This window comes from Bradyrhizobium sp. 22 (genome assembly GCF_000482425.1).
Classification (GTDB): Bacteria; Pseudomonadota; Alphaproteobacteria; order Rhizobiales; family Xanthobacteraceae; genus Bradyrhizobium; species Bradyrhizobium japonicum_B.
This window is the reverse complement of sequence record NZ_KI519400.1, coordinates 1,680,233-1,704,113: the sequence shown is the minus strand read 5'-3', so window position 1 is coordinate 1,704,113 and position 23,881 is coordinate 1,680,233. Positions and strand designations below refer to the sequence as shown.

The window sequence follows — 23,881 nt, the reverse complement described above, 5'->3', positions numbered from 1 at the left end:
GATCGCAGCTACTCCGCCGCCTGCAACACCGGCGCCGCTTTCTTCGGCGCGATCCAGAACGCGTCCGGCCGCTCGAACAGGAAGCGCGCATTGAAGCGCAGCGCGGCCTGCCAGATCGCCAGCGCGCCGAGCACGCCGGCGATGGTGACGAGCAGCGACACCGTGCCGATGTCGGGGATGACGCCGGTGCGCAGCAGCAGCGTCCGCGTCGCGGCCATCGGCAGGAAAAAGGCGAGATAGATCACGATCGAATGCTCGCCGCAGAAGCGGAGGAAGTTGAGCCACTGCGCGCGCGCGAGCAGCGTGCCGGTCGCGATGATGGCGCAGGCGCCGGCGAAGCCGAGCGCGAGCGAGACGATCGCCCACTCGCTGGCGCCCGCTGCGACGAGGCCGGCATTGACCAGTGCCCAGGTCGCAAGCGCTGCAAGCGCGAGTGCAGGACGGCTGCGCGCGCGATCCGACAGCGCGAACACGTAAGGCGCGAACAGATAGCCCGAATAGAAATAGACGAAGCGGGCGCAGAACTCGTCGATGACGGTCCAGCCGGTCGTGATGCGGGCCGTCTCGAGCGCGGCGGCGACGAGCCAGATCGCGAGCGGCGGGAGCTTGCGTGTCAGTTTTGTGACGACGAAGAAGATCGGCAGCAGATAGATGAACCACAGCGTGCCGAACGGCTCGATGAAGGATTCCAAATACATCAGGCCGACATGCTGCCAGCTCGTCTCCGCCGCGAAACCGGGCGCCTTGAAGCCGAACTGGATCGTCACCCAGACGACATAGAAATAGGCGAAATGCACCACCTTGCGGTCGAGATAGGTCCGCCAGTCCCGGTCGATCACCAGCGCCAGGAACAGGCCCGAAATCAGGAAGAAATCCGGCATCCGGAACGGCTTTGCGAAGGCTACGAGCACATGCATGAAGCCGGTCTCGCCGGCGGCGAGCTCGACCCCCAGCACCGAATGCATCATCACGACCATGATGATGCAGATGCCCTTGGCGTAGTCGACCCAGTCGACACGTGCGGCAGCCGTGGCCTCAACGCCTCCGCTGCCTGCGATTGTGCCTGATGGTGCCATGGTGTCTCTTTTCGAGGCGTGTTCCGCCCCGTCCTGTTCGGGGGTGGGTCAGTGTGGGGCCGCTACGGTTTCCCACTTCTTTACCGATTCACTTCCCGTGCCGCTTTTTTCGCTGCGGACTGTTCCTTCCCTGCGAGAAAATGCTAAACCGCCCCGCGCCGGGGTTTCATTTTCGTTAACCAATCTAAAAACAGGGATTTTCATGCGTATCGCGATGATCGGCACGGGCTATGTGGGACTGGTGTCCGGCGCCTGCTTTGCTGATTTCGGTCACGACGTCACCTGCGTCGACAAGGACGAGAAGAAGATCGCGGCGCTCCACCGCGGCGAGATCCCGATCTATGAGCCCGGCCTCGACGAGCTGGTGGCGACCAACGTCAAGGCCAAGCGGCTCGACTTCACCACCGATCTGAAGCAGCCGGTTGCAGAAGCCGATGCCGTCTTCATCGCGGTCGGCACGCCCTCGCGCCGCGGCGACGGCCACGCCGATCTGTCCTATGTCTACGCGGCTGCGAAGGAGATCGCGCAGTCGCTTTCCGGCTTCACCGTCGTGGTGACGAAGTCGACCGTTCCGGTCGGCACCGGCGACGAGGTCGAGCGCATCATTCGTGAGACCAATCCGAACGCCGACGTCGTGGTCGCCTCCAACCCCGAGTTCCTGCGCGAGGGCGCCGCGATCCGCGACTTCAAGTTTCCTGATCGTATCGTGGTCGGCACTTCCGACGAGCGCGGCCGCAAGGTGATGGGCGATATCTATCGCCCGCTGTCGCTGAACCAGGCGCCGCTGATGTTTACCGCGCGCCGCACCGCCGAGATGATCAAATACGCCGCCAACGCGTTCCTGGCGACCAAGATCACCTTCATCAACGAGATCGCCGATCTCTCCGAAAAGGCCGGCGCCAACGTGCAGGAGGTCGCGCGCGGCATTGGCCTCGACAACCGCATCGGCACCAAGTTCCTGCATGCCGGCCCGGGCTTCGGCGGCTCCTGCTTCCCCAAAGACACCAAGGCGCTGATCAAGATCGCGCAGGATTACGACGTCTCCTTGCGCATCGTCGAATCCGTGTTGGCCGTGAACGAGAACCGCAAGCGCGCGATGGCGCGCAAGGTGAGCCAGGCGCTCGGCGGCAATCTGCGCGGCAAGACCGTCGCGGTGCTCGGCCTCACCTTCAAGCCCGATACCGACGACATGCGCGATGCGCCGTCGATCCCGCTGGTCACGGGCCTGATCGACATGGGCGCGAAGGTCAAGGCGTTCGATCCCGTCGGCATGGAGCAGGCCAAGGGCGAGCTGCCCGACATCACCTACTGCGAGGACGCCTATTCCTGCGCGCAAGGGGCCGATGCGCTCGTCATCGTCACCGAATGGGTCCAGTTCCGCGCGCTCGATCTCGACCGGCTGAAGAGCGTCATGGCGCAGCCCGTCGTCGTCGACCTCCGCAACATCTACCGCCCCGAGGACATGGAAGCCGCCGGCTTCGTCTATGAGAGCGTCGGCCGCCCGCCGGTGCAGGGTTGATCGTTCCCACCTCCACATAAATTCGTCATGGCCGGGCTTGTCCCGGCCATCCACGTCTGTTTTCTGGTCGAGGACGTGGATGCCCGGGACAAGCCCGGGCATGACGAGTGGATAGATCTTGCCCCGCAGCTTCGACACGCCTCTCCCGATCGATTCCGTGCTCGACGATTTGTCGCGTACGCTGGAGGCCAGCAACGCCGCCGTGCTGGTGGCGCCGCCCGGGGCCGGCAAGACCACGCGCGTGCCGCTGGCCTTGCTCGACGCGTCCTGGGCCAGGGGCAAGAAGATCATCGTGCTGGAGCCGCGCCGTATCGCGGCACGCGCCAGCGCCGACCGCATGGCCAAGTCGCTGGGCGAACGCACCGGGGAGACCGTCGGCTACCGCGTCCGGTTCGGCTCGAAGATCTCGCGCACGACCCGCATCGAGGTGGTGACCGAGGGCATCTTCACCCGCCAGATTCTCGACGATCCCGAACTCTCAGGCGTTGCCGCCATCCTGTTCGACGAATTCCACGAGCGCTCGCTCGATGCCGACATGGGCCTCGCGCTGGCGCGCGATGCGCAAACGGGTCTGCGCGAGGATCTGCGCATCCTCGTGATGTCGGCAACGCTCGACGGTGCGCGCGTGGCCAAGCTGCTCGGCGATGCGCCCGTCGTCGAAAGCGAGGGCCGCGCCTTCCCGGTCGAGACGCGCTATCTCGGCCGCAAGGCGGATGCGCCGATCGAGCGACAGATGGCGGATGCGATCGCGTCCGCACTTCGTGGCGACAGCGGCTCGGTGCTGGCTTTCCTGCCGGGCGCCGCCGAAATCCGCCGCACCCAGAATTTCCTCGGCGAGCGCGTGCAGGACGCCTCGATCGAGATCGTGCCGCTGTTCGGCGCGCTCGATGCCGCCGTGCAGGATCGTGCCATCGCGCCGGCGCCCAAGGGCACGCGCAAGGTGGTGCTGGCGACATCGATCGCGGAGACCTCGCTGACGATCGAGGGCGTGCGCATCGTGGTCGATTCCGGCCTGGCCCGCGTGCCGCGCTACGAGCCCGATATCGGCCTGACCCGGCTCGAGACCGTGCGCGCCTCGCGCGCGGCGGTGGACCAGCGCCGCGGTCGCGCCGGTCGCACCGAGCCCGGTGTCTGCTACCGGCTCTGGGACGAGCCGCAGACGGCCTCGCTCGCGCCCTACACCCAGCCCGAAATCCTCAGCGCGGATCTATCCTCGCTGGTGCTCGATCTCGCGCAATGGGGCGTCAGCGACCCTGCTGCGCTGTCGTTCCTCGATCCGCCGCCGGGGCCGGCGTGGAAGGAAGCGAAGAGCCTGCTGACCGAGCTCAACGCGCTCGATGGCGACGGCCGCATCACCGCGGAGGGAAAAAGCCTGCGCGCGCTGGCGCTGCCGCCGCGGCTGGCGCGGATGATCGTGGATTCGCATCGTGCGGGCGAAGGCGAGGCCGCCGCCGAGATCGCGGCCATCATCACCGAGCGCGGCCTCGGCGGCGGCAGTGTCGATCTCGAGCATCGCCGCGACCAGTTCCGACGCGACCGCTCGCCGCGTGCCGCCAGCGCGCGCGACCTCGCGCGGCGCTGGGCCTCGCAGGTGGCGGCTTCCGAGAAGGCCGGGCCGCCGGAGGAGCTCTCGACCGGTTTGATGCTCGCCTATGCCTTTCCGGACCGCGTCGCGCGCAACCGCGGCAATGCCAGCTTCGTGCTCGCCAATGGCCGCGGCGCGTCCGTCGAGCAGACCTCCTCGCTCGCCCGCGCGCCCTATATCGCGATCGGCGAGATGACGGGCACGGCGGCGAGCGGGCGGATCCTGCTCGCCGCGCAGATCACCGAGGGCGAGATCGAGAGCCATTTCGCCGAGCACATCGAGACCGCCGACGAGATCTCGTTCGACCGCGGCGCGATGGCGCTGCGGGCGCGGCGCAAGCGCGTGCTGCATGCGATCACGCTGTCCGAATCGACCCTCGCCGTGTCGCCATCCGAGGACACCGCCCGCATTCTTGCAGATGGGTTGATCGCCGCGGGGCTCGATCGGCTGCCCTGGTCGAAGGCCGCCAAGCAGTGGCGCGACCGTGTCATGTTCCTGCGCAAGGCCGAGGGCGACAGTTGGCCGGATTTGTCCGACGCCGGGCTGATCGCCCGGCGCGACGACTGGCTGGTGCCGGCGCTCTACGACAAGATCGCGCTCAAGGACGTTTCGCCGGGCGACCTCTCGGACGCGCTGATGGGGCTGCTGCCCTGGGAGATGCGCGCGCGGCTCGACCGCGAGGCGCCGACGCATTTCGAGGCGCCTACGGGGAGCGTGCTCGCGATCGACTACGAAGCCGAGCAGGGGCCGACCATCGCGGTGCGGTTGCAGGAATTGTTCGGCCTCAACATCCATCCCTCGATCGCGGCCGGCAAGGTGCCGCTGGTGCTGGAGCTGCTGTCGCCGGCACAGCGCCCGGTGCAGGTGACGCGTGATCTCCCAGGCTTCTGGCGCGGCAGCTACAACGCGGTCCGCTCCGACCTGCGCGGCCGCTACCCGCGCCACCCCTGGCCCGACGATCCGGCCAATGCATTGCCGACCCGGCGGGCGAAGCCGCGCGGGACGTGACGGAATTCGACCCTCATGGTGAAGAGCGCGGAACACGCGTCTCGAACCATGTAGGCCCGGATCTCGCGTGCGGCCATCCTTCGAGACGCCGCTTCGCGGCTCCTCAGGATGAGGACCTGGGGTCGCCGTGACACCATCGCATTAACCGTCCGCTCATCCTTTTCGTCAAAATAGCGGCGCTCCAACGGCGGCTTCGCTCGCGGTCGGGCGTGCCGCATGGTGAAATCGGGCTTTCGGCTCGGAAGTGGTGTGATGCGTAACATTATGATCATCGCGGCCGTCATGATCGGCCTCGGCACCTTCATGGCGCAGATGGCGGACAAGATGAGCTCGGCTTCCGCCACCTCAGCGCCGCGCACGACGGTCGCGGTTGCGTCGACCGAGCCGACCGGCGGCCGTAGCCTCGCCATTTCCCGCGACGGCCGCGGTCATTTCCAGACCGAGGGCCGGATCGACGGCCAGCGCATCGGCTTCATGGTCGACACCGGCGCCTCCGTGGTCGCGCTCAATGAGACCTCGGCGGCCCGCTTTGGCCTGCGTCCCTCGCGCAGCGAGTACAACGCCACCGTCTCCACCGCCAACGGCACCATCAAGGCCGCCCGCGCCCGCATCGCCATGCTCGACGTCGGCGGTCTCATCGTGCGCGACGTCGACGCCATGGTGCTGCCCGACGCGGCGCTGTCGGAGAACCTGCTCGGCCTCTCCTTCCTGTCCCGCCTGAAGCGGTTCGAATATGCCAACGGCCAGATGGTGCTGGAGCAATAGGCAGAGCCGGTTGCGATCAGCCGCAGTTCATTTCAAAAGAGATTTGTTGCCTCGGCCGCCCTCGCGGTAATGTTTCTTCGTTACCAAACTGCCGCAATTATCGGCCATAAGCCTGCATTCCCGCCTTCCGCTGTGGCCTGGCATTCGCTAAGGCTGCCTCATTTCCTGCCCATTCACGAGACCGTCTCATGTTCCCGAAGCCGAAATCCGTATTGTTGCCCAACACCTACGCCTTCGAATCCGAGCCGATGGTGAAGCCGACGGGATTTCGCGAATACGATGCGCGCTGGTTGTTTCAGAAGGAAATCAACCTGATGGGTGTGCAGGCGCTCGGCATGGGGCTGGGCGCGTTGATCGCCGAGCTCGGCGTCAAACAGGAGATCGTGACCGGCCACGATTTCCGCGGCTACTCGGCCTCGATCAAATATGCGCTGATCTCCGGCCTGATGGCGGCGGGCTGCAAGGTGCACGACATCGGTCTTGCGGTGACGCCGATGGCCTATTTCGCGCAATTCGATCTCGACGTGCCCGCTGTCGCCATGGTCACGGCCTCGCACAACGACAACGGCTGGACCGGCGTGAAGATGGGCGCCAACCGTCCGCTCACTTTCGGTCCCGACGAGATGACGCGGCTGAAGGAGATCGTGCTCAATGCCGAATTCAAGAACAAGGCGGGCGGCTCCTACCAATTCCACGAGAATTACCCGGCGCGCTACATCGCCGATCTCACCTCTCGTCCGAAGCTCACGCGCAAGCTGAAGGTGGTCGCGGCCTGCGGCAACGGCACCGCCGGCGCCTTCGCGCCGCAGGTGCTGGAGGCGATCGGCTGTGAGGTGATCCCGCTCGACACCGAGCTCGACCACACCTTCCCGAAATACAATCCGAATCCGGAAGACATGGAGATGCTGCACGCGATCCGCGATGCGGTGCTGCACCACAAGGCCGATGTCGGCCTCGGCTTCGACGGCGACGGCGACCGCTGCGGCGTCGTCGACAATACCGGCGAGGAGATCTTCGCCGACAAGGTCGGCGTGATGCTGGCGCGCGACATGTCGGCGATCCACAAGGACGCGCATTTCATAGTCGACGTGAAGTCGACCGGCCTGTTCGTCACCGATCCCGTGCTGCAGAAGCAGGGCGCCAGGACCGACTATTGGAAGACCGGTCATTCCTACATGAAGCGGCGCACCAACGAGACGGGCGCGCTCGCGGGCTTCGAGAAGTCGGGCCATTTCTTCTTCAACAAGCCCTATGGCCGCGGCTATGACGACGGCCTGGTCTCGGCGATCGCGATCTGCGACATGCTCGACCGCGCGCCGGGCAAGTCGATGGCAGATCTGAAGGACGCGCTGCCGAAGACCTGGTCGTCGCCGACCATGTCGCCGCACTGCGCCGACGAGACCAAGTACGGCGTCATCGACCAGGTGGTGAAGCACTTCGAGGGCCTGCAGGCCAAGGGCGCCAAGATCGGCGGCCAGTCGATCCGCGATCTCGTCACCGTCAACGGCGTGCGCGTCACGGTCGAGGACGGCAGCTGGGGCCTGGTGCGCGCCTCCTCCAACAAGCCCGAGCTCGTCGTCGTGGTCGAGAGCCCGGTCTCCGAGCAGCGTATGCACGACATGTTCGAGATGGTGAACAGCGTGCTGCGCACGCATCCCGAAGTCGGCGAGTACAACCAGAAGATCTGAGCGCCTGCGCGCTCAGCCTCCGGGCGGGCCGAACAGGGTGCGGAGCTTCGCGGCCGCGCCCTGCGCCTTCCGGGCGTCGCCCAGCATCGCGATCCATTCGCCGAGCGCGATCCGGATCGGGTTGAAGGATGGTATGCCGCCGACGAGACCGAAGCGGAGCGGCTGGTCGGAGGGCCGTTCGGCAAAGGTCCCGAACAGGCGGTCGAACACGATCAGGATGCCGCCGTAATTCTTGTCGAGGCACGGCTCGTTGCAGGCATGATGCACGCGATGGTGGCTCGGCGTGTTGAGCACCCATTCCAGGATGCCGAGCTTCGGCCCGAACTGGCTGTGGATGAAGAACTGGTAGAGCAGGTTGACGCCGAGCATTGCCACGATCGCGAGCGGATGAAATCCGATCAGCGCCAGCGGCAGGAAGAACAGGAAATTGCCCGAGACGTTTCCGGTCCAGCCGAGCCGGATCGCGGCGGTCAAGTTCAGCCGCGTCGTCGAGTGATGCACCGAATGCGTCGCCCACATCCAGCGAATGCGATGCGAGGCGCTATGCTGCCAATAATACAGGAACTCGCTGCCCAGGAATAACCCTGCGAGTGCAAGCGGACCGGTCTGCGCAAAGTCGAACAGGCGGTGCTCGTACAGGAACGCGAACGGCATCGCGAGAATGCCTGCCTCGACCCCGCGCAGCAGATTCTGTCCGAGGGCCACGCCGAACGAGGCGACACTCTCGCGCCAGTCGTGGGTATCGCGATGCGCGAGGCGGCCGATGCCATACTCGAGCAGCATCAGGCCGAGCGCGGTTGCGAGGATCATGCGCCTGAGCCCCGGATCGAGCAGGAGTGAAGCGTAGCCCACGACATCCCTCCTACTTCGGCGCCGCGCCGGCACTGTTGCGCAGCGCCTGGGCACGGGGCAACGTTTGGGCGCAGGACGAGGAGAGCTGGCCGGCATGGGATTGCAGGCAGGCGAGGACGCGTCCGCCGCCCGGCGTGACGTTGCTGCATAGCTTGTCGAAGTCGGTGCGGCAGGCCTGCATCAGGCTCCTCGCTTCGCTGCGCATCTGCGGCGTCATCTGGGTTTGCAGCTGGGTTTGGGCAAGCGCGAAGGTCGCGGTCGCGGTCGCGACGCCGAGGGCGACGATGACTGCAAGTCGTGACAGTACGATGGGATGGAAGATCGATGACACGGTGATGGTCCTTTCTGATCGGGACAAGGCTCGCCGTCGCCGCGGGGGCTGGCGCGGCGACGGCGGCGCTGCGTCAGCGCGAGATCGTGCCGGTGCGGGTGTAGGTGTTGCCGGCAGGACCGGTGCGCGTCACGCTGCGCGTGCAGCTTCCGTAGGCGCAGCTTCCCGTCGCGGTGACGTGGGAGGTGCCGCGCGGTCCGGTTGCTGTCGCCGACCTCGTCCAGGCGTTGGCGTCGGCCGCCGCGGCGACCGACAGGGTGCCGATGACGAGGGAGGTGAGGAAAAGCTTGGTCATGTCGTCGTCTCCTTCTGGGGGCTGCCGTGAACTGGAGCCGTAGAGCGGAGACTGGAGCCGCGGCGTCTGCGCCGCATTGCCCGGACGAAACGATTGTTAGGGCTTTGTCGACACCGTGTAACACTATGTAACAACGGCGCCGCTGCCCTTGCGCGGAACGCGTGATCGTCCAAGATGCGGTTGATGAACGCGCATTCGGCCACGATCCTCATGGTGGAGGACGATCCCGAGATCAGCCGCCTCGTCGCCGACTTCATGCGGCGCGAGGGGTTTGAGGTCGCCTGCGTCGCCGACGGCAAGGCGATGGATTCGATGCTCCAGCGCCTGCGGCCCGACCTCGTCATTCTCGACTTGATGCTGCCGGGCGAGGACGGGCTTTCGATCTGCCGCCGCTTGCGCGCCGACGATTCCCTCCCGATCCTGATGCTCACCGCCAAGAGCGACGAGATCGATCGCGTGGTCGGCCTCGAGATGGGGGCGGACGACTATCTCACCAAGCCGTTCGGTCCGCGCGAGCTGCTGGCGCGGGTTCGCGCCATCCTGCGCCGTGCCAGCGGGGCTCCGGTAAAGCCGCTGGTTAGGCGGTTTGCGTTCGACCGCTTCGTGATCGATCTCGATGCACGCAGTGTCGAGACGGTCGAGGCCGAGTCGCCGGAGCTGCAATTGACCAGCGCCGAGTTCGACCTGCTCGGTTGCTTCGTGCAGCGGCCGCGCCGGGTGCTCACGCGCGACCAGATCCTCGACTGGACGCGGGGACGTTCGGCGGAGCCGTTTGATCGCACCGTCGACATGCTGATCTCGCGGCTGCGCCGCAAGCTCGATGGCGCCAGCCCCGGCTCAAACCTGATCACGACGGTGCGCAACGGCGGCTATCTGTTCACCGCGTCCGTCAAACAGGTGTCGTGATGCTGCGCGTGACACTCGCGGCGCGGCTCGCCCTGATCGGGCTGGTGGGATTTATCTTGGTGAGTACCGTGGTCGTCGCGATCTTCTACCGGACCACCCTGCGCGAGAACGAGCTGACGCGGCCCTCGCCGGCACGTCTCGATGCGCTGGCCACGCTGCTGGAGCGGACGGCGGCCGGCTCACGGCAGGAGGTGCTCGATGCGGTGACTTCGCCGCAGTTCACGGTGCGCATCGTACCGTCGGGTGCGCCGGTCGGCGGCGAGACTCCGCCGCAGCAGCAGGAACTGCGCGACAGCTACGCGGCCGGCCTTGCGGGCCGTCCGGTCGAGATCGTGTCGCCGCCGAACCATCGCGGCAGTCGATGGTTTCCCCGCCTCGCGCGGTTGATGGCGAATGCGGTCGAATTCCGCATCGGTCTGCGCAGTGGCGAGTTGCTGATCATCGATGCCTATACCCGCCTGCCGGTCACCCCGTTCGGCCTGCCCGTCGGCTTCGGGGCAGGCCTGTTCGGGTCGGTCGTGGCGCTGCTGGCGCTGCTCGTCATGCAACGCGAGACGCGGCCGCTGGCGCAACTCGCCGCCGCCGTCGATCGCGTCGACCTGTCGGCCGATCCGCCGCCATTGCCGGATGCGCGACGCAGCGCGCCGGAGATCCGCGCCGTCATCGCCGCATTCAACCGCCTGCAGGGCCGGCTCGCCGAGATGCTGCGTGCACGCATGACGCTGGTTGGCGGCATCGCCCACGACGTCAGGACGTTTGCGACACGGCTGCGGCTGCGCGTCGAGCATATCCCTGATGATGCCGAGCGGCAGCGGGCGGTGGCCGATATCGACGACATGATCCGGCTGCTCGACGACGCGCTGCTGTCGACGCGGGCGGGCGCCGGCGGATTGTCGCAGGAGATGATCGAGCTGGCCGCGCTGGTGGCGGGCGACGTTCACGACCGTCGCGTCCAGGGTGCGGTCGTCGATCTGGTCGCGGACGAGCGTGCGCGCAACGTCGTCGTGCTCGGCGACCGGCTCGCCCTGCGGCGGGTCTTCGCCAACATCATCGACAACGCTCTCGCCTACGGCCATGCCGCGCATGTGCGCGCGGCCCTGAAGGACGGTGCCGTCGTCGTCTCGATCGACGACGAGGGGCCGGGCATTCCCGCCGATCAACGCCAGACCGTGCTGGAGCCGTTCCACCGGATGGAGAAGTCGCGCAATCGCGCGACCGGCGGTGCCGGCCTCGGCCTCGCGGTCGTCCGCAATTTGGTCGAGGCCCATGGCGGAACGATCGAGATCGGCGCGTCGCCGGGCGGAGGCACGCGCGTCAGCGTCACCCTGCCGGTGTTTCAGCCGGCTTGAAGCGTTTTCGAGCGAAGTGGATACCGGCTCGCGGGAAGAAAACGCGTCAGAATGAGAATCGGCGTCAGGCCGCCACCACCGCGGGAATCGGCAATGCCGTGACGGACTTGATCTTCTCCATCGCGAAGCGCGAGGTGACGTTCTTCAGCGGCACGGCGCTGATCAGCTTCTTGTAGAACACGTCATAGGCCTGCATGTCCGCGACCACGACGCGCAGCATGTAATCGACGTCGCCGGCCATGCGGTAGAACTCCATCACCTCGGGCATGGCGCTGACGGCTTCGGCGAACTTCTTCAGCCAGGCGTCGGAATGGTCGGAGCTTTCGACCGACACGAACACGGAGATGCCGAGGCCGATCTTGTTCTGGTCGACGAGGGCGACGCGCTTGATGATCACGCCGTCGGCCTCCAGCCGCTGGATGCGCTTCCAGCAGGGGGTCGAGGACAGGCCGACGCGGTCGCCGATCTCGGCGACGGACAGCGAGGCATCCTCCTGGAGCACCATCAGGATCTTGCGGTCGATGGCATCGAGGCGGCGGCTGGTCTCGGGGACCTGGACGGCGACATCAGTCATTTGAAGAACTTTGTTCCATTTCAGGGGTATATTTCCCTGATACATAGAAAATATTTCTAGAGCAAGCTCATTGTCGCGGCCCCCCGCCGGCTCCCAGCACTGGGGCGGAGCGCAAAAGTTCTTCGACTTCAATACGTTGCGGGGCCGCCAGGCCGCCGCCGTGGCGGGTGCACTTCAGTGCTGCGGCAGCCGCGGCGAATCGCAGCGCCTCCCGCACGTGCTCGCCTTCGGCCAAGCCTAGCGTGAAGGCGCCATGGAAGACGTCGCCGGCGCCAAGCGTATCGACCGCCTCGACCGCGAAGGCCGGCGTCTCCTCGAGCGCGCCTGTCTCGTTCAGCCAGATTGTGCCATTCGGACCGCGGGTGGCCGCGAGGAAGGCGGGCGTCAGGCCGGCCAGGCACCTCAAGGCCCCGCCGTCGTCGGCGATGCCGGCGGTCTCCTGCATCTGCTCGCTGGCGAACAACAGATGCGATGCCGCCGTGAGCAGGCCGTCCTGCAGCGCCATCGCGCGGTCGACGCCGACAATGACGGGAATGCCGCGCCGGCGTGCCTCGGTGCAGAGGGAGATCGCGAACGCGGCGCAGCGGCTTTCGACCAGCAGGGCCCGGCAATCGGCGAGCAATTTCTCGGCGTCGGGCAGCTTCACGGTCCATAGACGGGGATCGCGATAGATCGTGAGCGTCCGCTCGCCCGAAGGCTCGATCATGATCGCGGAGACCGGCGTGGTCACATCGGGCATGCGCACGATGTGCGTGGTGTCGATGCCCTCCTGCGCCATCTGCGCGAGGATGAAGCCGCTCGATGTCTCGCGAATGTCACCCATCGGTCCTGCGAACGCGACGCGGCCGCCGAGCCGTGCGATCGCGATGGCGGCATTGAGCGCATTGCCGCCGCAGATCTCGGCGAGATGCGTGGCGTTGGCCTTGCTGCCGCGCGCGGGCACGGCTGCGACCCGAAAGGTGAGGTCGCGCACGGGAATGCCGACGCAGAGGATGCGCGGCGCGGCCTCAAGTTGCGCCATCGGCGGTCAGCTCTTGTCGTGGACCCAGCGGCCGAGCAGGTGGTGGGCGATAGCGAAGGGATGCGGGCCGGCGAGCCCGTCCGGATGCGTCCGCGTCAGCATCAGGGCGGCCTCCTCGCGCGTGAACCAGCGCGCGTCCTCCAGCTCCATGCGGTCGACGACGATATCCTCGCTCACGGCCCGCGCGCTGCAGCCGATCATCAGCGACGACGGATAGGGCCAGGGCTGGGTCATGTAATATTGCACGTCGGTGCAGCGAATGCCGGATTCTTCCAGGATCTCGCGGCGCACCGCATCTTCGATGGTCTCGGCGGCCTCGACGAAACCGGCGAGGCAGGAATACATGCCGGGCGGAAACTGCTTCTGGCGGCCGAGCAGGCACTTGTCGCCGGAGGCCACCAGCATGATCACGACCGGATCGGTCCGCGGAAAATGCTCGGCCTTGCAGGTCGGACAATCGCGCTTCCAGCCGCCTTCCTTCATCGCGCTGCGCGCGCCGCAATTGGCGCAATAGCCGTGGCGCTGGTGCCAGCTCACCATCGACTTCGCCATCGCGATCGCTGAGAGCTCGCCGGGGGGGATCGCGCCCTGCATCGCCATGCCGCGCAGCTCGGTCAACGTGTAGTCCTCGCGTCCCACCAGCTTCTCGGCGGCGGCCTGCGACAGGCCCATGCCGAACATCGCGGCGCCGTCGCGAAGCCCAAGGAAGATCGTGCCGGGATTGGCGCCGCACTTCAGCGCCTCGTCGATCGTGAGCAGTGCGCGGACCTTGTCGCCCTCGCGCTTGACCAGCAACGAGTCGCGGTAGACGACATAGGCGCGCGAGGACGGCTTCTGCTCCATCGCGAACAGCTTCTGCTCGTCGCGGCGCAGATGCGCGGCGCGGTCGAGGATGTTGGTGACGAAGGCCGGCTGCCCCAGCGGAAATGCGTCGAATGCTGACATTATCGATCTTTCAACCCAACCAGATCTTGCGGCGAAGCACACTGATGAAATTCTGAACCTCTGCGGCGTCGTGCGCCAAGGGCGGCATCACGCCCCAGACCGGCCGCGGCCAGGCGGCGTCACTGGTGCGACGCGCGATGATGTGGACGTGCAGCTGCGGCACCAGATTGCCGAGCGCCGCGATATTGAGCTTGTCGCATTTGGTGACCTCCTTCAGCGCGCGCGAGACGCGGGAGATCTCCGTCATCAGTTGCGCCTGCTGCACCTCGTCGAGATCGATGATCTCGACTGCATCGGGTCGCCGCGGCACCAGCAGCAGCCAGGGATAATGCGCGTCCTTGATGACCAGCACCTTGGACAGCGGCAGATCGCCGATGTCGATGGTGTCTTCTTTCAGTCGGGAGTGCAGCGACCAGGCGGGTTCGGACATGAAGGCTTCTCTGGATTGATTCTTACCGTCGCAGAGACCAGGTCCCCAGACAACATGCGTATGCGCCGTGGTCCTTATGCGCCGGACCGGGTAGGGCGCGCAGTTCGAGGGCGGAACGGCGCGGTTCGGGCCTGAAAGTCCCCGAACGGCCGCCGGAACAGCCGTAGACCCCGCTTGCTTTCCGCTCCCTTTGGCCCCAAATAGGGACCGGGAGATTGGCGGTGGACGAGCCACTCGCCAACCGGGTCAGGTCCGGAAGGAAGCAGCCCTAACGAGGTCCGGATCGGGTCGCTCGTCAGTCTCCTACCTGTTTTTCGAGCGAACCAGCGCCGGCGGCAGCAGCCGCCAGCGCGCTCCTTTCCGCAAAAGCCGGCCAAGAGACATTTCATTGCGGATCGACCGATGACCGACGCTGGCGCCCCTTCCAATCCCGATAGCGCCGGACCGGCCGGCAACGCGCCTTACCGGGTGCTGGCGCGCAAATACCGTCCCTCCAGCTTCGACGATCTGATCGGCCAGGAGGCGGTGGTCCGCACCGTCTCCAACGCGTTCGAGACCGGACGGATTCCGCAGGCCTGGATCCTCACCGGCGTCCGCGGTGTCGGCAAGACCACCACCGCGCGCATCCTGGCCCGCGCACTCAACTACGAGATGCCGGATGGCTCGGTGAAGGGCCCGACCATCCACATGCCGACCCTGGGCGTGCATTGCCAGGCGATCATGGAAAGCCGGCACATGGACGTGCTGGAGATGGACGCGGCTTCGCACACCGGCGTCGACGACGTCCGCCAGATCAACGACAGCGTGCGTTACGCGCCGGCCAGCGCCCGCTACAAGGTCTACATCATCGACGAAGTCCACATGCTGTCGACGGCGGCGTTCAACGCCTTCCTGAAGACGCTGGAGGAGCCGCCGGAGCACGCCAAATTCGTGTTTGCGACCACGGAGATCCGCAAGGTTCCGGTCACCGTGCTGTCGCGCTGCCAGCGCTTCGACCTGCGCCGCGTCGACGCCGACGTGCTGATGAAGCACCTCGCCAATATCGCGACGAAGGAAAACGTCGAGATCGAGCCGGAGGCGCTCGGCATCATCGCGCGCGCCGCTGAGGGCTCGGTGCGCGATTCGCTGTCGCTGCTGGACCAGGCGATCGCGCATGCCGCGGGGCAGGTGAAGGCCGATGCCGTCAGGCAGATGCTGGGCCTTGCCGACCGCACCCGCGTCATCGATCTGTTCGAGTCGCTGGCGCGCGGCGACATCGCGGCTGCCTTCAAGGAGTTCCGCGACCAGTACGACGTCGGCGCCGATCCCATCGTCGTGCTCTCCGATCTCGCTGAATTCGTCAATTTCGTCACCCGCGTGAAGATCGTGCCGGCGACCGCCGACAACGTCGCTTACGGCGAGACCGAGCGCGTGCGCGCGAAGGATTTCGCCTCGAAGATCTCGATGCGCGTGCTATCGCGGATGTGGCAGATGCTGCTCAAAGGCATCACCGAGGTGCAGGCCGCAACACGGCCCGCGGCGGCCGCAGAGATGGTGCTGGTGCGTATCGCCTATGTCGCCGACCTGGCGACGCCCGATGAAGCCATCAGGATGCTGGAGCAGAACGGCGGCGGCTCGCCGGTCGTGAGCGGTGGCAGTGCTGCACGCAGCAGCGCGCCGGCCGCGCCGGTGACGTCCGCGGCGCCGGTTCGCATGCCGACCGCCTCGCCCTCTTCGTTCGGCGGTGGCGGGGCCCGGCCGCAGATGGCGGCGCCGGCGCCGGATCCGCAAGGGGCAGCGCCGCAACTGCGCATCACGAGCTTCACCCAGCTCGTTGCGCTGGCCGGGCAGAAGCGCGATCTCATCACCAAGGGCGCGCTCGAAGGCGATATGCGCCTCGTCCGTTTCGAGGAGGGCCGGCTGGAAGTCGCGCTCGAGCCGAACGCCTCCAAGACCATGATCTCGGAGCTTGCGAAGAAATTCGAGCTGTGGACCGGCCGGCGCTGGACCATCGTCGTCTCCAATGAGCAGGGGCAGCCGACGCTGCGCTCGGTGAACCAGGCCGCCAAGCAGCAGCATGCGCGTACCGCCGAGGCCGATCCGCGCGTGCAGGAGGTGCTGTCGCGTTTCCCCGGCGCCAAGGTCGTCGAGGTCCGCAGGCTTGCCCCCGAGACGCCGGAATCCGATATAAGCACCGACTATGGCAGTGACGATCCGCCCGACGGTTCCGACGGCGACGATCTCTGAGCCGACCCTCTCAAGGACAGACACCGATGGCTGATTTTCTCGGCATGATGAAGCAGGCGGCGCAGCTGCAATCCAAGATGCAGGAGATGCAGGAGCAGCTCGCGAACGTGGAAGTCGAGGGCATCTCCGGCGGCGGCCTCGTCGCCGTGCGCATGACCGCGAAGATGGACGTGAAGGGCATCAAGATCGATCCCTCGCTGATGAAGCCGGAAGAGCGCGAGGTGCTGGAAGACCTGCTCGTCACCGCCATGGGCGATGCGCGCCGCAAGGCGGAGGCCGCGATGCAGGAGAAGATGCAGGCTCTCACCGGCGGGCTCGGCCTGCCGCCGGGGTTGTTCGGCCAGTAATATGGGCGCTGTTGCAGGTCCCGAGATCGAGCGGCTGGTCCAGCTGCTCGCACGGCTGCCGGGCCTCGGTCCGCGCTCGGCTCGGCGCGCGGCGCTGCATCTGATCAAGAAACGCGAAGCGTTGATGATGCCGCTGGCCTCCGCCATGCAGGTGGCGCTGGACAAGGTCCAGGTCTGCAAGACCTGCGGCAACATCGACACGCAAAATCCCTGCACCGTCTGCACCGATCCGAAGCGCGATCCCGCCATCATCGTCGTCGTCGCCGACGTCGCCGATCTCTGGGCGCTGGAGCGGGCCAATGCGACTCAAGGGCGCTATCATGTGCTGGGCGCGACATTGTCGCCGCTCGACGGCGTCGGCCCGCAGGATCTGACCATCGACGCGCTGGTCGCGCGCGCCCATGATTCGCAGGTGCACGAGATCATCCTGGCGCTGAATGCGACGGTCGACGGTCAGACCACGGCGCACTACATCACCGACTTGCTTCAGGACGCCAATGTGAAGGTGACACGGCTCGCCCATGGAGTTCCCGTCGGCGGCGAGCTTGATTATCTCGACGAAGGTACGCTATCGGCAGCGATGCGGCAGCGCACCCTGTTCTAGCCATTCACAGATCACGGAACGGACGACATGACGAAACTTTTCGCCACACGATTGGCTTTGGTTGCGACGATGGCGATGCTGGTGACCCCGGCCATCTCCGCGCAGCCGGGTGACGAGGCCCCGCCGCCGTCGAAGCCCGGCAAGCCGATCAACAATGGCGACGTGCTGTCGGGTGAACTGAACGCCATGAAGGTGCGCGACGGCAAGAACGGCAAGCGGGTTCCGATGTATCAGATCACCTCCGAGCCGCGTCGCCTGCCGGCGCCGAACGGGCTGTGCAATCTCGAGACCGGCCCCGAGACCTTCCAGCTCGTCACCTCCAGCGACGCGCAGGCCACGCAGCTGAAATCGTTCGTCGGCAAGGAAATCTCGGTCAAGGTCGACGAGATCGCCTGCGCCAGCGATGCCGGCCAGATGAGCGAAGCCGTGATCACGAAGTGGAGCATCATCAAGAAGCAGTAGGGCGGCATCGCCGGGCCGGTGACGGGGACCGTGGCTTGATCTCCGGTTGTGCGTCGCGCATAGTGCAAGCGATCGAGCCCTGGGGAGATCGCTCAGCCGTGCGTGGAATCACCCTTGCCGCCCTGCTTGGTTTCGTCGTCGCGTTTCCTTCGTCGGTTGCGGCTGCGCCGGACACCGCCTCCTATCCGACTGCCGCAGCCGCGCTCGAATCGCTGCGCGCCAAGCCGGGGGTGAAGTCGTCCGTTCAATCCGGCTGGACCGTGATCGAGGATGGCGCCACGCTGAGCTTGTGGTCGTTTCCGCCGAAGGGACATCCGGCCTATCCGGCAGCCATTCAGCGCCGCGTCGTGCAGGAAGGAAGCGAAGTCGTCATCCGAATGAACGTCCTGTGCGAAGCCTCCAAGGCCGCTTGCGATGCGCTGGTCGCCGATTTCGAGGGGCTCAACGGACGCGTTCGGAAAGAGATGCAGCGCTGAAGCATGATCCGGAAAAGTGGCCGCGGTTTTCCGAAAAGATCATGCTTGAACAACAAGCTAAGGCGCGATGACGCTTCATCCTGATCGCATCGCGCTTTAGGCTTACACCCGCACCTGCTCCAGCGATTCGAAATGGCCGCGCCTCTGCAGGTACGCCAGCAGCATCAGGCTCGGAATGGCGACGAGGACGGAGATCGCGAAGAACATCGGCCAGCCCGTCGCCTTGGCCAGATAGCCCGCACCCGATGACAAATAGGTGCGCCCCACGGCGGCGAGCGCCGTCAGCAGCGCATACTGGGTCGCGGTGTGCAGCGGGTTCTGGCACAGCGCCGACAGATAGGCGACGAAGATCACGGTGCCGATGGCGTTGCAGAAATTGTCGGAGGTGATGGCGAGGGTCAGCGCCCATTCGTTGACGCCGACCAGCGCCAGCCATGAGAACGACAGGTTGGACATCGCCTGGACGATGCCGCCGATCCACAGGCTCGTGGCCAGCGAATAGCGCCGGGCCACGAAGCCGCCGGCAAAGCCGCCGGCCAGGGTCGCCACGATGCCGACGCCCTTGACGATCACGGCATAGTCGTTCCGCGTGAAGCCGATGTCGATCACGAACGGCACGGTCATGTTGCCGGAAAACGCGTCGGTGAACTTGAACAGCACGACGAAGGCGAGCACGACCCATGCTTCCTTGCGTCGCAGGAATTCCGAGAACGCGCCCAGCGCCGCATGGAACACCCGCGTGAGCGCGTCCTCGTCCCGCGTGGCGGCTTCGGCGCGTCCGGATTGTGCGGGCTCGGTGGCGGCCAGGGCCGTCGCCGTGCCGATCAGCACCAGCGCCGCCATCACCACATAGCCCCACATCCAGGCGGCACCGCGGGGGACGATCGCTTCGAAGCCGGTGACGATGAACAAGGCGCCCGCGGTCGATATCAGCATGCCGATGCGATAGGCCGCGACATAGGCCGCCATCCCGGCGGCCTGCTCGCTTTCGGGCAGGCTCTCGACGCGGAAGGCATCGACCACGATGTCCTGCGTCGCGGACATCGTCGCAACCAGGAGCGCACCAAGCGCGACGAACAGCGGCGAGCGCGCCGGATCGGTCAGCGCCAGCAGCAGGATCGAGCCGATCAGCAGCAATTGCGAGAACACCAGCCATCCACGCCGGCGGCCAAAGGTGCGCGTGAAGAACGGGACATGCAGGGCATCGACCAGAGGCGCCCAGAGGAACTTGAGCGTGTACGGCGTTCCAACCAGTGCAAAAAGCCCGATCGTCCCGAGATCGACCCCCGCCTCGGCCATCCACACCAGCAGCGTCGAGCCCGACAGCGCCAGCGGCAGCCCCGAGGAGAAGCCGAGAAACAGCACGATCAGCACCCGCGGCTGCAGGTAAACGGCAAGGCTGTCGCGCCAGGAGGTCGCAGGCGCAGGAGTTGCGGCAGGAGAGGTCGCGTCGGGTGCGGTCATGGGGCGGTGTTAGCAGATTCTGGCCGTGATGCCTCGTCTCCCAAACTCGTCATGCCCGGGCTTGTCCCGGGCACCACGTTCTTGGTGCCGTGGATGGCCGGGACAAGCCCGGCCATGACGACTCGGCATCACTCCCCTGCCTGTAGCTTGCGCGGAAACAGCTCCGCCGCTCCGGTCGCCACCAGCCGCGGTCCCTCCGGGGCGTCGCTCTTGCTGAAATCGAGCTCCTCGATTCGTCCCGCGCGCTTTTCGATCTTGTCGGCGGAGATCAGCACCTGGCGGACGTCCTCGTTCACGTCGGCGAAATGCTTCTGCAGCTTCAGCACGCGGTCGCGCAGCCGGCCGAGGTCGTCGCCGAGCTTGATCACCTCGGTGCGGATCTGGTCGGCGGCATCGCGCATGCGCGCGTCCTTCATGATCTGCTGCATCACCTGGATTGCCAGCATCAGAAGCGAGGGCGAGACCAGCACGACGCGGGCGCGATAGGCCTTCTGGATCACGTCGTCGAAACCGTCGTGGATTTCGGCGTAGACCGATTCCGACGGCACGAACATCAGCGCCATCTCCTGGGTCTCGCCGGCGACGAGATATTTTTCGGCGATGTCGCTGACATGCTTCATCACGTCGCCGCGCAGCCGCTGCGTGGCGAGGCGTTTCTCCTCGTCGGTGCGGGCATCGTGCAGCGCCGTCATCGCCTCCAGCGGAAACTTGGCGTCGATGCAGAGCGGGCGCTGGTCGGGCAGGAACACGACGCAGTCCGGCCGTTTTCCGGTCGAGAGCGTGAACTGGAACTCGTAGGAGCCTTTGGGAAGCCCGTCCTGGACGATCGCCTCCATCCGCGCCTGACCGAAGGCGCCGCGCGACTGCTTGTTGGCGAGGACGTCGCGCAAGGTGGTCACCTGAGTGGTGAGATCAGTAAGGTTCTTGTGCGCGCTGTCGATGATGCCAAGCCGCTCGTGCAGCGCGCGCAGGCTCTCCATGGTGTTGCGGGTCGAATGTTCCATGGATTGGCCGACCCGATGGGTCACCGAATCCAGCCGCTCGTTGACCGCCCGCGCCATCTCGGCCTGGCGGCCGGCCAGCGCCTGGGTCATGGCGTCGACCCGGCCGGAGGATTCGCTCTGGGCCCGCAGCACCTCGCTCAGGCGCTCCTCGAGCTCGTCGGCCCGGATCGCGTGCGCCATCGCGAGTTCCGCGCCGCGCCGCCCGGACCGCGCGATCACGACCGCAATCACCACCAGCAGGACGAGAACCAGGGCGCCGAAGCCGATCAGCGCGTCCACGACGCGCACCGGCCAGTCGCCGAGCATGAAGATGATGTCGTTCATGCCGACCCTTCTAGCCGATTCGCCCGGGCGCACGAACGAATAGCGAACAATTATGGTGAATGCTCCGTTAATTTTTATGGTTAACGAAACCTGAAGTTTTATGGTTAGCGAGGGGTTAACAGGGTTCCGGGCCGCATTGACCGCATCGGGCATGGGGCTTAAATCGCGGCCATGGCCCTCAGAGAAATCATCATCCTGCCCGACAAGCAGCTGCGCCTGGTCTCCAAGCCGATCGAGAAGGTCACCTCGGAGATCCGCAAGCTTGCCGACGACATGTTCGAGACCATGTACGACGCGCCCGGGATCGGCCTCGCCGCGATTCAGGTCGCGCAGCCGCTGCGGCTGATCACCATGGACCTCGCCAAGCGCGACGAGAACGGCGAGACCAAGCCGCTGCCCCGCGTCTTCATCAATCCGGAGATCATCGCGTCCTCGGAGGAACTCTCTGTTTACGAAGAAGGCTGCCTCTCGATCCCCGAATATTACGAGGAGGTCGAGCGCCCCGCGAAGGTGCGCGTGCGCTTCACCGATCTCGACGGCAAGGTGCACGAGGAGGACGCCGAAGGCCTCTATGCCACCTGCATCCAGCACGAGATCGACCATCTCAACGGCGTGCTGTTCGTCGACTATCTGTCGAAGCTCAAGCGCGACCGCGTCATGAAGAAGTTCGAGAAGGCCGCCAAGCGCGCCGGCGAGTAGGCCACGTCCTCCGCCGTCATGCCCGGCCTTGTGCCGGGCATCCACGTTCTTTGCCGCTCCGAGCAGGAAGAACGTGGATGGCCGGGACAAGCCCGGCCATGACGAGTACCTTGCTCGTTGTTCGAGGATTGTCTCGTCACATGCCCCTCCGCCTGATCTTCATGGGCACGCCCGATTTCTCCGTGCCGACGCTGCTCGAGCTGGTCGCGCATGGCCACGAGATCGTGGCCGTCTACACCCGCGCGCCGAAGCCGGGCGGGCGGCGCGGGCTGCAATTGCAGCCGACCCCGGTCGAGGAAGCCGCGCGAAAGCTCGGCGTGCCCGTGCTGACGCCGAAGACGCTGAAGTCCCAGGAGGCGCTCGATGAATTTCGTGCGTTCGAGGCCGATGCCGCGGTCGTGGTCGCCTACGGCATGATCCTGCCGCAGGCGATCCTCGATGCGCCAAAACTCGGCTGCTACAATCTGCATGCCTCGCTGCTGCCGCGCTGGCGCGGCGCGGCTCCGATCAACCGCGCGATCATGGCCGGCGATGCCGAGAGCGGCGTCATGGTGATGAAGATGGATGTCGGTCTCGATACCGGCGACGTCGCCATGGCCGAGCGGCTCGCCATCACGGACAACATGACGGCGGCGGAGCTCCACGATCGGCTCTCGCGTCTCGGCGCCGACCTGATGGTGCGGGCGATGGCCGCGCTCGATCGCGGCGGGCTCCAGCTCAGGAAGCAGAGCGAGGACGGCGTCACCTATGCCGCCAAGATCGACAAGGCCGAGGCGCGGATCGACTGGCGCAAGCCGGCGCGCGAGGTGCTGCGCCACATCCACGGCCTGTCGCCGTTTCCCGGCGCCTGGGCCGAGCTGGAGAACGCGCGCGTCAAGATCCTGCGCTGTCAGCTGGCGCAAGGCGCGGGCGAGCCGGGCGCGGTGCTCGACGATCAACTCACCGTCGCCTGCGGCGAGGGCGCGATCCGCATCGTCGAGCTCCAGCGCGAAGGCAAGGGCCGGATGCAGGCCGCGGACTTCCTGCGCGGCGCGCCGTTGAAGGCGGGAGCCAAATTCAGCTAACCAACCGTCATACGCGGGCTTGACCCGCGTATCAATCTTCCAACAAGACTGTCTCCAGGCGATGGATTGCCGGGTCAGGCCCGGCAATGACACCGGATCAAATCGGATCGATGCCCCGCTACAAGCTCACCATCGAATACGACGGCGCGCCGTTCTTCGGCTGGCAGGTGCAGGACACGCTGCCCTCGGTGCAGGGCGCGCTGCAAGCCGCCGTGAAGGCGATGACGGGAGCGGATCTGCGGGTGCATGGCGCCGGCCGCACCGATGCCGGCGTGCATGCGCGCGGCCAGGTCGCGCATGTCGACGTCGACAAGCAGTTTCCGCCGGGCCGTTTTCGCGACGGGCTCAACGCGCATCTGCGCCCGCATCCGATCGCGGTGTTGGAGGCCGAGATCGTGCCCGACAGCTTCGAGGCGCGGTTCTCGGCGGTGAAGCGGCACTACCGCTATCGCATCGTCAACACCCGCGCCAACCTCGCGCTCGACATCGGCCACGCCTGGCGCGTACCGCGCCGACTCAATGCCGATGCGATGCACGTGGCGGCGCAGCGCCTGCTCGGCAAGCACGATTTCACCACCTTCCGCGACACCGAGTGCCAGGCCAAATCGCCCGAGAAGACGCTCGATCAGCTCGACGTGCTGCGCGACGGCCGCGAGATCACGGTCATCACCTCGGCGCGCTCCTTCCTGCATAGCCAGGTGCGCTCGATGGTGGGTTCGCTGGTCTGGGTCGGCGAGGGGCGCTGGACTGCCGACGATCTCTCCGCGGCCCTCGCAGCCCGCAACCGGGCCGCCTGCGGCGTCGTCGCACCGCCGGAGGGACTGTACCTGATGAAGGTGGATTATTAGCGCCTGATACTGCAACGGG

24 protein-coding genes and 1 other RNA gene are annotated in these 23,881 nt (G+C 66.2%); 15 read left to right on the top strand and 10 right to left on the bottom strand.

The window, feature by feature from the left end; translation table 11 throughout:
• Positions 1-8: 8 nt before the first annotated feature.
• Positions 9-1,076, bottom strand: a complete 1,068-nt coding sequence (locus tag K410_RS0133470) for an acyltransferase family protein (RefSeq protein WP_028138913.1) — start codon at positions 1,074-1,076, stop codon at positions 9-11.
• Positions 1,077-1,278: 202 nt separating this feature from the next.
• Here K410_RS0133470 and K410_RS0133465 point away from each other — a divergent pair, with 202 nt between their 5' ends.
• The 4 genes from K410_RS0133465 to K410_RS0133450 all read left to right on the top strand — a co-directional run bounded on the left by K410_RS0133465 (position 1,279) and on the right by K410_RS0133450 (position 7,641).
• Positions 1,279-2,595 carry a UDP-glucose dehydrogenase family protein gene (locus K410_RS0133465; protein WP_028138912.1) on the top strand — a complete coding sequence of 439 codons (1,317 nt, stop codon included), beginning with the start codon at positions 1,279-1,281 and terminating at the stop codon, positions 2,593-2,595.
• Between the two features lie 118 nt (positions 2,596-2,713).
• Positions 2,714-5,188 (top strand): ATP-dependent helicase HrpB, encoded by a 2,475-nt coding sequence (gene hrpB / locus K410_RS0133460; protein WP_028138911.1) that lies wholly within the window; start codon positions 2,714-2,716, stop codon positions 5,186-5,188.
• Between the two features lie 252 nt (positions 5,189-5,440).
• Positions 5,441-5,953, top strand: coding sequence for a TIGR02281 family clan AA aspartic protease (locus K410_RS0133455; protein WP_028138910.1), 513 nt, complete (start codon positions 5,441-5,443; stop codon positions 5,951-5,953).
• A gap of 188 nt (positions 5,954-6,141) precedes the next feature.
• Positions 6,142-7,641, top strand: coding sequence for a phosphomannomutase/phosphoglucomutase (locus K410_RS0133450; protein ID WP_028138909.1), 1,500 nt, complete (start codon positions 6,142-6,144; stop codon positions 7,639-7,641).
• A gap of 12 nt (positions 7,642-7,653) precedes the next feature.
• Here K410_RS0133450 and K410_RS0133445 read toward each other — a convergent pair whose 3' ends face one another.
• The 3 genes from K410_RS0133445 to K410_RS0133435 all read right to left on the bottom strand — a co-directional run bounded on the left by K410_RS0133445 (position 7,654) and on the right by K410_RS0133435 (position 9,119).
• Entirely contained in the window at positions 7,654-8,493 is an 840-nt protein-coding gene (locus K410_RS0133445) for a sterol desaturase family protein (protein ID WP_028138908.1), read from the bottom strand.
• Between the two features lie 10 nt (positions 8,494-8,503).
• Positions 8,504-8,824 carry a cysteine rich repeat-containing protein gene (locus K410_RS37640; RefSeq protein WP_049820426.1) on the bottom strand — a complete coding sequence of 107 codons (321 nt, stop codon included), beginning with the start codon at positions 8,822-8,824 and terminating at the stop codon, positions 8,504-8,506.
• Between the two features lie 73 nt (positions 8,825-8,897).
• Positions 8,898-9,119 (bottom strand): hypothetical protein, encoded by a 222-nt coding sequence (locus tag K410_RS0133435; RefSeq protein WP_028138907.1) that lies wholly within the window; start codon positions 9,117-9,119, stop codon positions 8,898-8,900.
• A gap of 183 nt (positions 9,120-9,302) precedes the next feature.
• Between K410_RS0133435 and K410_RS0133430 the strand changes: the two genes are divergently transcribed.
• Both K410_RS0133430 and K410_RS0133425 read left to right on the top strand, forming a co-directional pair.
• Positions 9,303-10,025, top strand: coding sequence for a response regulator (locus K410_RS0133430; protein ID WP_028138906.1), 723 nt, complete (start codon positions 9,303-9,305; stop codon positions 10,023-10,025).
• A complete protein-coding gene (locus K410_RS0133425; protein WP_028138905.1) occupies positions 10,025-11,374 on the top strand; it encodes a sensor histidine kinase in 1,350 nt (449 codons plus the stop codon). The genes K410_RS0133430 and K410_RS0133425 overlap by 1 nt, the downstream gene beginning before the upstream one ends.
• A gap of 64 nt (positions 11,375-11,438) precedes the next feature.
• On the opposite strand, the gene K410_RS0133420 is transcribed toward K410_RS0133425, so the two are convergent.
• From K410_RS0133420 to K410_RS0133405, 4 genes are all read right to left on the bottom strand, one after another.
• Positions 11,439-11,948, bottom strand: a complete 510-nt coding sequence (locus K410_RS0133420) for an Lrp/AsnC family transcriptional regulator (protein ID WP_028138904.1) — start codon at positions 11,946-11,948, stop codon at positions 11,439-11,441.
• A gap of 67 nt (positions 11,949-12,015) precedes the next feature.
• Positions 12,016-12,969: a sugar kinase gene (locus K410_RS0133415; protein WP_028138903.1), complete on the bottom strand. Its 954-nt coding sequence runs from the start codon at positions 12,967-12,969 to the stop codon at positions 12,016-12,018.
• 6 nt (positions 12,970-12,975) lie between these two features.
• Positions 12,976-13,914, bottom strand: a complete 939-nt coding sequence (nudC, locus tag K410_RS0133410) for an NAD(+) diphosphatase (RefSeq protein WP_028138902.1) — start codon at positions 13,912-13,914, stop codon at positions 12,976-12,978.
• Positions 13,915-13,924: 10 nt separating this feature from the next.
• Positions 13,925-14,344 (bottom strand): HIT domain-containing protein, encoded by a 420-nt coding sequence (locus tag K410_RS0133405; protein ID WP_028138901.1) that lies wholly within the window; start codon positions 14,342-14,344, stop codon positions 13,925-13,927.
• 210 nt (positions 14,345-14,554) lie between these two features.
• Here K410_RS0133405 and ffs point away from each other — a divergent pair.
• The 6 genes from ffs to K410_RS37635 all read left to right on the top strand — a co-directional run bounded on the left by ffs (position 14,555) and on the right by K410_RS37635 (position 18,459).
• Positions 14,555-14,651: signal recognition particle sRNA small type (gene ffs / locus K410_RS38095), an RNA gene on the top strand.
• Between the two features lie 95 nt (positions 14,652-14,746).
• Entirely contained in the window at positions 14,747-16,570 is a 1,824-nt protein-coding gene (locus K410_RS0133400) for a DNA polymerase III subunit gamma/tau (protein ID WP_028138900.1), read from the top strand.
• A gap of 26 nt (positions 16,571-16,596) precedes the next feature.
• A complete protein-coding gene (locus K410_RS0133395; protein ID WP_028138899.1) occupies positions 16,597-16,917 on the top strand; it encodes a YbaB/EbfC family nucleoid-associated protein in 321 nt (106 codons plus the stop codon).
• Between the two features lies 1 nt (position 16,918).
• A complete protein-coding gene (recR, locus tag K410_RS0133390; protein WP_028138898.1) occupies positions 16,919-17,521 on the top strand; it encodes a recombination mediator RecR in 603 nt (200 codons plus the stop codon).
• A 27-nt stretch (positions 17,522-17,548) separates the two neighbouring features.
• A complete protein-coding gene (locus K410_RS0133385; RefSeq protein ID WP_028138897.1) occupies positions 17,549-17,983 on the top strand; it encodes a hypothetical protein in 435 nt (144 codons plus the stop codon).
• Positions 17,984-18,081: 98 nt separating this feature from the next.
• On the top strand, positions 18,082-18,459 hold the full coding sequence (locus K410_RS37635; protein WP_049820425.1) for a hypothetical protein: 378 nt from the start codon (positions 18,082-18,084) through the stop codon (positions 18,457-18,459).
• A 102-nt stretch (positions 18,460-18,561) separates the two neighbouring features.
• Here the strand turns inward: K410_RS37635 and K410_RS0133375 are convergent, their stop codons facing one another.
• Complete coding sequence (locus tag K410_RS0133375) at positions 18,562-19,923, bottom strand: AmpG family muropeptide MFS transporter (RefSeq protein WP_028138896.1); 1,362 nt, start codon at positions 19,921-19,923, stop codon at positions 18,562-18,564.
• Between the two features lie 128 nt (positions 19,924-20,051).
• Positions 20,052-21,251, bottom strand: coding sequence for a DNA recombination protein RmuC (locus K410_RS0133370; RefSeq protein WP_028138895.1), 1,200 nt, complete (start codon positions 21,249-21,251; stop codon positions 20,052-20,054).
• Positions 21,252-21,422: 171 nt separating this feature from the next.
• On the opposite strand from K410_RS0133370, the gene def reads away from it, so the two are divergent.
• The 3 genes from def (at position 21,423) to truA (ending at position 23,862) form a co-directional block, all read left to right on the top strand.
• Positions 21,423-21,950 (top strand): peptide deformylase, encoded by a 528-nt coding sequence (gene def / locus K410_RS0133365; RefSeq protein ID WP_028138894.1) that lies wholly within the window; start codon positions 21,423-21,425, stop codon positions 21,948-21,950.
• Between the two features lie 140 nt (positions 21,951-22,090).
• Positions 22,091-23,014 carry a methionyl-tRNA formyltransferase gene (fmt, locus tag K410_RS0133360; RefSeq protein ID WP_028138893.1) on the top strand — a complete coding sequence of 308 codons (924 nt, stop codon included), beginning with the start codon at positions 22,091-22,093 and terminating at the stop codon, positions 23,012-23,014.
• Positions 23,015-23,124: 110 nt separating this feature from the next.
• Positions 23,125-23,862, top strand: coding sequence for a tRNA pseudouridine(38-40) synthase TruA (gene truA, locus K410_RS0133355; protein ID WP_028138892.1), 738 nt, complete (start codon positions 23,125-23,127; stop codon positions 23,860-23,862).
• The last annotated feature ends 19 nt before the right edge of the window (positions 23,863-23,881 follow it).

Coding starts and splice junctions, on each gene's coding strand:
- K410_RS0133470 (WP_028138913.1), bottom strand. CDS start 1,076: ATGGCACCATCAGGCACAATCGCAGGCAGCGGAGGCGTTGAGGCCACG.
- K410_RS0133420 (WP_028138904.1), bottom strand. CDS start 11,948: ATGACTGATGTCGCCGTCCAGGTCCCCGAGACCAGCCGCCGCCTCGAT.
- K410_RS0133375 (WP_028138896.1), bottom strand. CDS start 19,923: ATGACCGCACCCGACGCGACCTCTCCTGCCGCAACTCCTGCGCCTGCG.
- truA (WP_028138892.1), top strand. CDS start 23,125: ATGCCCCGCTACAAGCTCACCATCGAATACGACGGCGCGCCGTTCTTC.
- K410_RS0133425 (WP_028138905.1), top strand. CDS start 10,025: ATGCTGCGCGTGACACTCGCGGCGCGGCTCGCCCTGATCGGGCTGGTG.
- K410_RS0133450 (WP_028138909.1), top strand. CDS start 6,142: ATGTTCCCGAAGCCGAAATCCGTATTGTTGCCCAACACCTACGCCTTC.
- K410_RS0133465 (WP_028138912.1), top strand. CDS start 1,279: ATGCGTATCGCGATGATCGGCACGGGCTATGTGGGACTGGTGTCCGGC.
- K410_RS0133430 (WP_028138906.1), top strand. CDS start 9,303: ATGAACGCGCATTCGGCCACGATCCTCATGGTGGAGGACGATCCCGAG.
- recR (WP_028138898.1), top strand. CDS start 16,919: ATGGGCGCTGTTGCAGGTCCCGAGATCGAGCGGCTGGTCCAGCTGCTC.
- K410_RS0133405 (WP_028138901.1), bottom strand. CDS start 14,344: ATGTCCGAACCCGCCTGGTCGCTGCACTCCCGACTGAAAGAAGACACC.
- K410_RS0133415 (WP_028138903.1), bottom strand. CDS start 12,969: ATGGCGCAACTTGAGGCCGCGCCGCGCATCCTCTGCGTCGGCATTCCC.
- nudC (WP_028138902.1), bottom strand. CDS start 13,914: ATGTCAGCATTCGACGCATTTCCGCTGGGGCAGCCGGCCTTCGTCACC.
- K410_RS0133370 (WP_028138895.1), bottom strand. CDS start 21,251: ATGAACGACATCATCTTCATGCTCGGCGACTGGCCGGTGCGCGTCGTG.
- K410_RS0133395 (WP_028138899.1), top strand. CDS start 16,597: ATGGCTGATTTTCTCGGCATGATGAAGCAGGCGGCGCAGCTGCAATCC.
- def (WP_028138894.1), top strand. CDS start 21,423: ATGGCCCTCAGAGAAATCATCATCCTGCCCGACAAGCAGCTGCGCCTG.
- K410_RS0133385 (WP_028138897.1), top strand. CDS start 17,549: ATGACGAAACTTTTCGCCACACGATTGGCTTTGGTTGCGACGATGGCG.
- K410_RS0133400 (WP_028138900.1), top strand. CDS start 14,747: ATGACCGACGCTGGCGCCCCTTCCAATCCCGATAGCGCCGGACCGGCC.
- K410_RS0133435 (WP_028138907.1), bottom strand. CDS start 9,119: ATGACCAAGCTTTTCCTCACCTCCCTCGTCATCGGCACCCTGTCGGTC.
- K410_RS0133455 (WP_028138910.1), top strand. CDS start 5,441: ATGCGTAACATTATGATCATCGCGGCCGTCATGATCGGCCTCGGCACC.
- fmt (WP_028138893.1), top strand. CDS start 22,091: ATGCCCCTCCGCCTGATCTTCATGGGCACGCCCGATTTCTCCGTGCCG.